Annotated in this window: 10 protein-coding genes and 1 tRNA gene; 8 read left to right on the top strand and 3 right to left on the bottom strand. The window is 71.8% G+C overall.

Annotated features, from left to right (window positions below):
* Positions 1-389: acyl-CoA dehydrogenase family protein (locus ACWGKU_RS38985; RefSeq protein ID WP_452179150.1), on the top strand; the 389-nt coding region annotated here is incomplete at its 5' end.
* Positions 390-490: 101 nt separating this feature from the next.
* Positions 491-1,228, top strand: coding sequence for a TetR family transcriptional regulator (locus tag ACWGKU_RS38990; protein WP_401053203.1), 738 nt, complete (start codon positions 491-493; stop codon positions 1,226-1,228).
* Between the two features lie 341 nt (positions 1,229-1,569).
* Here the strand turns inward: ACWGKU_RS38990 and ACWGKU_RS38995 are convergent, their stop codons facing one another.
* On the bottom strand, positions 1,570-2,211 hold the full coding sequence (locus tag ACWGKU_RS38995; RefSeq protein WP_452181068.1) for a MarR family winged helix-turn-helix transcriptional regulator: 642 nt from the start codon (positions 2,209-2,211) through the stop codon (positions 1,570-1,572).
* A gap of 356 nt (positions 2,212-2,567) precedes the next feature.
* Here ACWGKU_RS38995 and ACWGKU_RS39000 point away from each other — a divergent pair, with 356 nt between their 5' ends.
* Entirely contained in the window at positions 2,568-2,837 is a 270-nt protein-coding gene (locus ACWGKU_RS39000; RefSeq protein WP_401053209.1) for a hypothetical protein, read from the top strand.
* A gap of 435 nt (positions 2,838-3,272) precedes the next feature.
* Entirely contained in the window at positions 3,273-3,932 is a 660-nt protein-coding gene (locus ACWGKU_RS39005) for a hypothetical protein (protein ID WP_452191782.1), read from the top strand.
* A gap of 181 nt (positions 3,933-4,113) precedes the next feature.
* Here the strand turns inward: ACWGKU_RS39005 and ACWGKU_RS39010 are convergent.
* Positions 4,114-4,198 (bottom strand) — tRNA-Leu (locus ACWGKU_RS39010).
* Positions 4,199-4,489: 291 nt separating this feature from the next.
* On the opposite strand from ACWGKU_RS39010, the gene ACWGKU_RS39015 reads away from it, so the two are divergent.
* From ACWGKU_RS39015 to ACWGKU_RS39025, 3 genes are all read left to right on the top strand, one after another.
* Complete coding sequence (locus ACWGKU_RS39015) at positions 4,490-5,821, top strand: M20/M25/M40 family metallo-hydrolase (RefSeq protein WP_359901245.1); 1,332 nt, start codon at positions 4,490-4,492, stop codon at positions 5,819-5,821.
* A gap of 257 nt (positions 5,822-6,078) precedes the next feature.
* The gene (locus tag ACWGKU_RS39020; RefSeq protein ID WP_359901243.1) at positions 6,079-6,318 is read left to right on the top strand and encodes a chaplin; all 240 of its coding nucleotides are present in this window, start codon (positions 6,079-6,081) and stop codon (positions 6,316-6,318) included.
* 360 nt (positions 6,319-6,678) lie between these two features.
* The gene (locus tag ACWGKU_RS39025) at positions 6,679-7,593 is read left to right on the top strand and encodes a chaplin family protein (protein WP_452181024.1); all 915 of its coding nucleotides are present in this window, start codon (positions 6,679-6,681) and stop codon (positions 7,591-7,593) included.
* Positions 7,594-7,744: 151 nt separating this feature from the next.
* Here ACWGKU_RS39025 and ACWGKU_RS39030 read toward each other — a convergent pair whose 3' ends face one another.
* The gene (locus ACWGKU_RS39030) at positions 7,745-7,954 is read right to left on the bottom strand and encodes a DUF5703 family protein (RefSeq protein WP_359901238.1); all 210 of its coding nucleotides are present in this window, start codon (positions 7,952-7,954) and stop codon (positions 7,745-7,747) included.
* A gap of 364 nt (positions 7,955-8,318) precedes the next feature.
* Between ACWGKU_RS39030 and ACWGKU_RS39035 the strand changes: the two genes are divergently transcribed.
* Positions 8,319-8,924: a hypothetical protein gene (locus ACWGKU_RS39035; RefSeq protein ID WP_380554277.1), complete on the top strand. Its 606-nt coding sequence runs from the start codon at positions 8,319-8,321 to the stop codon at positions 8,922-8,924.
* Positions 8,925-9,000: the final 76 nt, after the last annotated feature.

A 9,000-nucleotide genomic window follows, 5' to 3' on the forward strand; every position in this document is an offset into this window, starting at 1 on the left:
TCGGGATCGCGCAGGGGGCGCTGGACTACGCGAACGGGTATGTGCGGGAGCGCCGGCAGTTCGGGAAGGCGATCGCGGAGTTCCAGGGGGTCCAGTTCATGCTGGCGGACATGGCGATGAAGCTGGAGGCGGCGCGGCAGTTGACGTACGCGGCGGCGGCGAAGTCGCAGCGCGGGGACGCGGATCTGACGTTCTTCGGTGCGGCGGCGAAGTGTTTCGCGTCGGACGCGGCGATGGAGATCACGACGGACGCGGTGCAGTTGCTGGGCGGGTACGGGTACACCCGGGACTATCCGGTGGAGCGGATGATGCGGGACGCGAAGATCACGCAGATCTACGAGGGCACCAACCAGGTCCAGCGGATCGTGATGGCCCGCAACCTCCCGTAACCCCACCCGTAACCCCACCCCGACGTGCACCGACGGCGGGTCGGCCGACGGCCGCCCGGCCGTCGGTGCCGAGGCATCGTCCCGATGCTAAGTTCCGGTGAATGAGTGAGAAGGAAGAGCAGGACCAGTCCATGAATGACGGGCCCTCGAAGCCGGCGATGCGCGAGGCGCTGGTGGCCGCGGCCTTCGAGCTCTTCCTGGAGCGCGGCTTCGAACAGACGACCGTCGACGACATCGTCTCGCTGGCCGGCGTCGGCCGGCGCTCCTTCTTCCGCTACTTCCCGGCCAAGGAGGACGTGGTCTTCCCCGACCACGAGCGCAGCCTCGCCGAGATGACGGAGTTCCTGGAGTCCGGCACCGGTGAGGAGGACCCGGTCAGGCACGCCTGCGACGCCGCCCGCCTGGTCCTGCGGATGTACGCCGAGCAGCCCTCCTTCTCCGTCCAGCGCTACCGCCTGACCCGCAAGGTGCCCGGCCTGCGCGCGTACGAGCTGTCCGTGGTCTGGCGCTACGAGCACACCCTGGCCGCCTATCTGCGCGGCCGCTTCGCCGACCGCCCCGACGGGCCGCTGCGTGCGGACGTGATCGCCGCGGCCGTCGTCTCCGCGCACAACCACGCCCTGCGCACCTGGTTGCGCTCGGGCGGGGAGAGCGACTGGGTGGCCGAGGTGGACGCGGCGATGGCCTTCGTCACCGGCACCTGGGGCGAGCGCCAGGGCGAGGCCGCCGACGGCGAGTCCGACGACGTCGTGGTCCTGGTCGCCAGCCGCCGCGCGCCGCTGTGGCGGATGGTCCAGGGCATCGAGAGCGCGCTGGGCGCCGACGCCCGCCAGGTCTGATCCGGGCAGGCCACCCTGGGCGTGCTCGCCGCCGATCCGGCCGACTGGCCGGTCGGCGCGCTGCTCGCCCTCGTGCTCTTCAAGGGGCTCGGCTGGTCGATCGCCCTCGGCAGCCTGCGCGGCGGCCCGATCTTCCCGGCGCTCCTGCTCGGTACGGCCCTCGGCACGGCCTGTGCGCCGCTGCCCGGCTTCGGGGCCGCGCCCCCTGCTCGGCGGCCAGGCGGCCGACCCGATGCCGCTGCTGATCGTGTCCACGGTGGCGGCCTTGATCACCGCGGAGTGGTTGCGCGGCCGGTCGAAGCGGGGCGCCGCTCCGGCCGGCCGCGCGGAGGCCCCCGGGGTCAGCTGACGTCCGGGCCCGGGCCGTCCGCGACCGCGCCCAGGTACTGCTCGATCTGCTGCTGGTTCTCCACCAACCGCAGGCACAGGTGTCGCAGTTGGGCCATCTCCTCGGGGCTGAAGCCGCGGAACACGGCGGCCATCGCGCGCTCGGTGGGCGCCCGGAACTCCTCCAGCCAGGCCAGCCCTTCGGGCGTCGCGGTGACCAGCACCGCCCGCCGGTCGTTCGGGTCGGGGGAGCGGCGGGCCAGCCCCTCCCGCTCCAGGGTGTCCACCAGGCCGGTCGCGTTGCGCGCGCTCACCCCGCCGGCCCGGGCCAACTCGCCCACGGTCAGCCCCGCTTCTCCCGCTTCTCCCGCTTCTCCCGCTTCACCCGCGGCCCCGAGCCGCACCAGCACATCCAGCGCCCCCGCGCTCAACCCCCGTCCCTGCGATCCGTGCGCCCGCAGCTTCTCCACCGCGTGGAACGCCGACCGCGCTGCGGCCGCGGCCTCCAGTGCCAGGGTGTCCCCGCCCTTGGTGAACGCGCCCATGGCCGTCCGCACCCTGCTGTCGTAGAGCCGGCCCTCGGCATCCCGCCCCAGCGGACCGGCCGACGACTCCAATGATTTATTTACCTGCTTCATAATGAAGTTATTCTGCACTTCGCGGGAATCCTGTCAAGGGGCGGCGACCCGCCAACTCGGCCGCAGTGGACGAGACTTCGGCGGAAGCCGGAGGCGTGCTCGGCGGGAGCCGGTCGGCGTCGGGCCGCCGGGGGAGTGTCCTGTGCCATGGGTCGGGCGGGGCCGTTGGAGTGTCGTGGGCCTGCTCCGGTCGAATGACCCCCACGGCAGTCGTCCGATATGTGTATCCGCTGGTCACTGCGGCGAGTCAGAGGCCACGTCGGCCGGAGTGGGCACCGTGTCGGTTGCGGCGGGATGTGGCGCGTGGCTCCCTGAGTCGGGGCGGGCCGATCGGTGTCGCCACCTCAACCGGAAACTCCGTGGAGGAGACCTTCATGCGTGCTCTCAAGCGTGTCCTGGCCGTCGGTTCCCTCGCCGTCCCGCTCGTGCTCGGCTGCGCCGGCCTGGCCTCGGCCCACGACGGCCTGGACGCGAGCTGGGGCAAGGGTCAGTTCATCGCCAATCAGAGCGGTGCCGGTGTCGCCGGTTCCGAGTCCTCCGTCGGTCCCGACGGCGTCTCGCACATCGACTTCTGGATCTGGGCGGACGACAACGGCGTCTCCGGCTCCTTCACGGGTTCGAGTGCCACCTGGAACCACGGGTGACAGTGAGTGACATAGGTGGCGAATCCCCCCGGAGTTCCCGCGAACTCCGGGGGGGTTCGCCTGTGCCCGAAGCGGCGCTCCCGCCGTTCCGCGGGCTCGGAGGTCCCGGCCAACTGTTCCCGTACGGCGGGCCGTTGTATCGAGCCGTTCGCATGATGACTCCGTCGAGGGGTGGCTCCGCAGGGGCGGTCCGCGGCAGGGGCCCGGCGACGACGGAGGGTGGCGCGGAGTGACGCAGAGTGCTCCAGCCGACTGATCCTGTCAGATAGGCATACGAACGGTATTTCCGCTGGTGGGGGCGGCGATTCTGACGGGACGTGAGGCCGGACGGGTCGCGGTGCCGGTTGCGGCGGGATCCGGGGCGTGGCTCTCTGAATCGCGGCGGGGCTGAACGGCACCGCCACTCAACCCAGAAACTCCGTGGAGGAGATTTTCATGCGTGCTCTCAAGCGAGTCGTGGCTGTCGGCGCCCTCACCGTCCCGCTCGTGCTCGGCTGCGCCGGCCTGGCCTCGGCCCACGAAGGCATCGACGCGAACTACGGCAAGGGCTTCTTCACTGCCAACGAGGACGCCGCCGCCCTCGCGGCGGTCGAGTCCCACGTCGGCCACGACGGTGTCTCGCACGCCAGCTTCTGGATCATTGCGGAAGACGAGGGCGTCACCGGCTCCTTCACGGGTGCGGGTGCCACCTTCAACGACGAGGACGTCGCCCCCGCCGCCGCCCCGGCGGCCGAGGCTGCTGCTCCCGCGGCCGAGGCTCCCGCTGCTGCCCCGGCGACTGAGGTTGCTCCCGCTGCCGTCCCGGCGACTGAGGTTGCCCCTGCTGCCGTCCCGGCGGCCGAGGTTGCTCCCGCTGCCGTCCCGGCGGCCGAGGTTGCTCCCGCTGCCGTCCCGGCGACTGAGGTTGCCCCGGCCGCCGTCCCGGCGACTGAGGTTGCCCCGGCCGCCGTCCCGGCGACTGAGGTTGCCCCGGCCGCCGTCCCGGCGACTGAGGTTGCTCCCGCTGCCGTCCCGGCGACCGAGGTTGCCCCGGCCGCTGCCGCTCCGGCGGCCGAGGCTCCGGCTGCCGCCGCCCCCGCCGCCAGCCAGGGCTGACCGAATCCCGCCGTTTTGGGCGTGACCCCGACACCGTCCCGTCGGGCCAGGCCCATCCGGATGCCCGGCCGGTACCCACCGGCCGGGCATCCGGCGTACGGGCGTCCGGCCGGTCGCTTCACGGCGGAGAGCCGTGGCCGAAAAGCAAAAAGGCCCCAGATCAACTGGGGCCTTTCTTCGGTGTCCGAGGGGGGACTTGAACCCCCACGCCCGATAAAGGGCACTAGCACCTCAAGCTAGCGCGTCTGCCATTCCGCCACCCGGACCAGGTGTCGTCCTCGCGGCTTCCGACCTCTCGTCCGTCGCGCTGACAGATGTAACTGTAGCAAAGATCGGCTTGGGGTCCCAAAACGATTCCGGGCCGGCCGGTACGACCGGTGGCGGTCGCAAGGGGTGGCGTGTGGCGGGGGCGTGACCAGGGGGTTTCGGGAGTGCGCGGGGGGTGGATCGGGATCCGGGGCTGGGGGAGGATGGGCGGACGTGCTCGTACGGCCCGGGTGCAGGTCCTGGGGGTGGCGCGCTGGTGCGTCGGTGCGGGCCCAAGACGAGGAGTGACCGTGAGCGAGCGGAGCGAGTCGGCGGCACCGAAGGTGACGGCTGAGTCCGAGGTCGCCGAGATCTGTCGCGATCTGATCCGGATCGACACCAGCAACTACGGGGACGGCTCCGGCCCGGGGGAGCGGAAGGCGGCCGAGTACGTGGCCGAGCAGCTCGCCGAGTTCGGGCTCGAACCGAAGATCTTCGAGTCCGCCAAGGGCCGGGCGTCGACGGTGGTCCGGATCGAGGGCGAGGACCGCTCCCGTCCGGGCCTGCTGATCCACGGCCACACCGACGTGGTGCCGGCCAACGCCGCGGACTGGACCCACGACCCGTTCGGCGGCGAGATCGCGGACGGCTGCGTCTGGGGGCGCGGCGCGGTCGACATGAAGGACATGGACGCGATGACCCTGGCGGTCGTCCGCGACCGGCTGCGCACCGGGCGCAAGCCCCCGCGCGACATCGTGCTGGCCTTCCTCGCCGACGAGGAGGCCGGCGGCACCTACGGGGCGCGCTTCCTGGTGGACAAGCACCCGGGGCTGTTCGAGGGCGTGACCGAGGCGATCGGCGAGGTCGGCGGCTTCTCCTTCACGGTCAACGACCAGGTCCGCCTCTACCTGGTGGAGACGGCCGAGAAGGGCATGCACTGGATGCGCCTGACGGTCGAGGGCCGGGCCGGCCACGGCTCGATGGAGAACGACGACAACGCGATCACCGAGCTGTGCGAGGCGGTCGCCCGGCTCGGCCGGCACCAGTTCCCGCTGCGGATCACCAAGACCGTCCGGGCCTTCCTGGACGAGCTGTCGGACGCGCTCGGGGTCGAGCTGGACCCGGAGAACATGGACGAGACGCTGCGGGTGCTCGGCGGCATCGCCAAGATGATCGGCACCACGCTGCGCAACACCGCCCAGCCGACCATGCTCGGCGCCGGCTACAAGGTGAACGTGATCCCCGGTCAGGCCACCGCGCACGTGGACGGGCGCTTCCTGCCCGGCTACGAGGAGGAGTTCCTGGCCGAGCTGGACAGCGTGCTCGGCCCGCGCGTGAAGCGCGAGAGCCTGCACTCGGACAAGGCGATCGAGACCGGCTTCGACGGCGCCCTGGTGGAGGCGATGCAGACCGCGCTGCGCGCCGAGGACCCGATCGCCCGCGCGGTGCCGTACTGCCTGTCGGGCGGGACGGACGCCAAGTCGTTCCAGGACCTCGGCATCCGCTGCTTCGGCTTCGCGCCGCTCCAGCTGCCGCCGGAGCTGGACTTCGCCGGGATGTTCCACGGTGTGGACGAGCGGGTGCCGGTGGACGGCCTGAAGTTCGGTGCCCGGGTGCTGGACCGGTTCATCGACGCCTGCTGAAGCCCCTGATCAGGCGACTGGGTCGGCCCGTTCCCGGAATGCCCGGGGGCGGGCCGAGCGCATTGTCGGAGCTGATGATTGTGGGATGGGGAAAGGAAGATCGGCAGAAGCGATTCTGCCGGAAACTCCAAGCTGATCATGTGTGCGAGACCTCACCGTTGCGGGTGAATGGGAGATCCGTTCCGTACCCCGTTTGCCGCAGCGTCGTTCATCCCTGTGCAGCCCGCCGAACGGGTTGCGTTGTCCATACAGGAGGAATGATGAAGGTCAAGAAGATCGCCGCTGTCGCCGCCGCCACCGGTGGTCTGGTGCTCGCCGCCGCCGGTGTCGCGTCCGCTCACGCCGGTGCCGAGGGTGTGGCCGCCGGCTCCCCGGGTGTCCTCTCGGGCAACCAGATCCAGGTTCCGGTGCACGTCCCGGTCAACCTCTGCGGCAACACCATCAGCGTCATCGGCGTGCTGAACCCGGCGTTCGGCAACCACTGCGCCAACGTCTGAGTCGACCTCCGGGCCGTCGAGGCCTGTTGAGCCGATTCGCAACCGGCCCCCGGGCGGCGGACGCGCCGCGCCGGGGGCGTTCGCGTTCCCGGCGGTCCGGTGCGGGCCGGACCCGCTCCGGGCCCGGCGGCCGCCGGATACACGAGGTCCGACACGATCGCTCGATCGGGTGAAGCCGATTCGTTCGGCTCAACCTCCCCGTTCGCCTCTCGTTAACTCGTGTGCAGCCGAAGCCCTTGCGCGATTTACGGATATACGGAAATTCCGACTTTTTAAAGGTTCACGTCAAGGTCGACACGTCGTCTCGAAATGTCAGGGGAAAAAATGAGGAATGTAGCCAAGAAGGGGATCCTCACGGCGGTGGCCACGGGCAGTGTGCTGGCCTCGGCCGCCGGCTACGCCTATGCGGGAGGAGCCGAGGCGCAGGGGGGTGCCGTCGGTTCGTCCGGCGTCGTCTCGGGCAACTCGGTCCAGGTGCCGATCCAGGTGCCGATCAATGCCTGCGGCAATACGGTCGACGTGATCGGCTTGCTGAACCCGTCCTACGGCAACCACTGCGCCAACGTCAACGGCGGCGGGGGTCACCCGGCGTCCAAGCCCGTCCAGCACGGCCTGCCCGGCGGCTCGGGCGTCACCGGCGGCGGTCACTCCGACGGCAGCCGTCCCGCCGACGGCGTGGGCGGCGTCGACGGTTCCGGCACCGGCGGCAGCCAGGGTGCCAAGGTCCCGGGTGCCGCGGTCCCGGGTGCCACCGTGCCGGGTGCCACCGTGCCGGGTGCCACCGTGCCGGGTGCCACCGTGCCGGGCGCCACCGTGCCGGGCGCGAGTGCCTCGGGCGTCGCCGCCAACTCGCCGGGCGTGCTCTCCGGCAACAGCGTCCAGGCGCCGGTGGACGTCCCGGTCAACGCCTGCGGCAACTCGGTCAACGTGGTCGGCGTCGGCAACCCGGCCTTCGGCAACGACTGCGTGAACGTGGCCAAGGTCGCTCCGAAGCCCACCCCGAAGCCGGTCGAGGGCTGCGTGGAGGCCTGCCCGACCCCGCCGAAGGTCTCCTCCGAGGAGGTGACGAGCGTCGCGCGCAACAGCGTCCCGCCCGTCGCGGCCGAGCAGGCCGTCGTGGCACCCGCCAAGGCCGTCAAGGCCGCCACGGTCGCCCCGACCGCCCAGCTGGCCTCCACCGGCGCGGGCGGCGTCGAGCTGCTCGGTGCCGCCGGCCTCGCGCTGATGCTCGGCGGTGGCGTGCTCTACCGCCGGGCCCGGGCCGGAGTCCGCTGACCCGGCCGACCGGGGACGGGGGCGCGCGCTGAACCGGACGCGCGCGCACCCGTAGCGGGAACGACCCACCCGCGGCCGCCGGGCGAACGGGCGGCCGCGGGCGCGCGGAGGCTCGACGCGAGGCCCGCCCGGGGCGCCGGTGCCCCGCCCGTCACCAGCTCCGGACCTGCCGGATGATCCGCCGCTTCAGCCGGACCGTCCGGCTGCCGTCGGGGAACAGCTTGAGTCGGTCGAGCTCCCAGTGCCCGTACTCGGCGTGCTCGGTGAGCAGTTGGCGCGCCGCGTTGCGCGTGGTGCCGCGCGGCATGCGCAGGGACTGGTACTCGTACTCCGGCTGCCGGACCGGCTTCCGTGGGGTCAAAACGCTCCTCCTGGGGATCACCTTCGGGCAAGCCTACGGCCTGCCCCGGACGGTCGGCCCGGGTATTTCCGGCCGCCCCTCCCGCGCGGAGGCGGCGGCCGGAAGAGGCATGACCCGGGCCGCCGGCTGACAGCGCATCAGTCCTGTTGCCACTGGGGAAGGGATACCCCGATCCCGGCGCGCGAAGCCGCACCCGGACGGCCCCGTCGAGTCCGGTGCGCGCCCTCCGCGCCCGTTTCGCGCCGGTGCCGCGTGGGGACGAAGTGGCACGGATCGGACATCAGGGGGGAAGTTGCGGTGAAAACGCGGGTGGAGGTGACAACCGCTGTGCGTACCGACACCGCGGGGAGATAGCGTCTGCACCATGTCTGATGCCGCGCAGCCCACCATTGCCGAGGTACGCGCCGCCGCTGAGGCGGTCAAGGCCGCCATCGATCGTCATCTGGAAGCGGTGTCAAGCCCCAACGCAGCCGATGATCCCGCCGTTTCCGCCGCCTACGAGCAGCTCGCCACGGCGGCCATCGCCTACGACCAGCTCCTGTACGAGGCCTACGACGAGGTGACGCCCTTCGAGATCCCCGGGGACGAGGGCCCCGGCGGGTACCACGGCCCCGAACAGCCCGAGGCGATCAGCGTGTTGATCCGCCGCGACTACCACGTCGTCGACCCCGAGCGACTGCGTGCCCAGGCCGAGCGGCTGGACGAGTCGCTGACCCCGGGCGGAGCCGGAGCGGGCGGGGTGAACGCCGCGATCGGCGTGCTGTTCGGCGAGTACGAGCCCGACGAGATCGCCGCCCGCAGCGAGGAGTTCGGCCTGGAGGAGGCCGACTCGACGCTCTGGGTCGCGGCCACCGAGCCGACCGAGCCGGGCGAGTGGCTGCCCGAACCCTTCGAGCACGCCGACCCGCAGCTGTTGATCTGCCGGTTCGACGTGAGCGAGGTCTACGACGACGAGGACCCGGACGACTGACGCCGTCCAGGACGGCCGACGGGCGGGCCCGGGATCACCGGGGCCCGCCCGTCGTGCGTTCCGGCCGGCCCGCCGC

The sequence above is a fragment of the Kitasatospora sp. NPDC054768 genome (assembly GCF_053612025.1).

Bases quoted from the DNA above. Each gene is read 5' to 3' on its own strand.
- ACWGKU_RS38990 (WP_401053203.1), top strand. From the start codon at position 491: ATGAGTGAGAAGGAAGAGCAGGACCAGTCCATGAATGACGGGCCCTCG.
- ACWGKU_RS39000 (WP_401053209.1), top strand. From the start codon at position 2,568: ATGCGTGCTCTCAAGCGTGTCCTGGCCGTCGGTTCCCTCGCCGTCCCG.
- ACWGKU_RS39005 (WP_452191782.1), top strand. From the start codon at position 3,273: ATGCGTGCTCTCAAGCGAGTCGTGGCTGTCGGCGCCCTCACCGTCCCG.
- ACWGKU_RS39020 (WP_359901243.1), top strand. From the start codon at position 6,079: ATGATGAAGGTCAAGAAGATCGCCGCTGTCGCCGCCGCCACCGGTGGT.
- ACWGKU_RS39035 (WP_380554277.1), top strand. From the start codon at position 8,319: ATGTCTGATGCCGCGCAGCCCACCATTGCCGAGGTACGCGCCGCCGCT.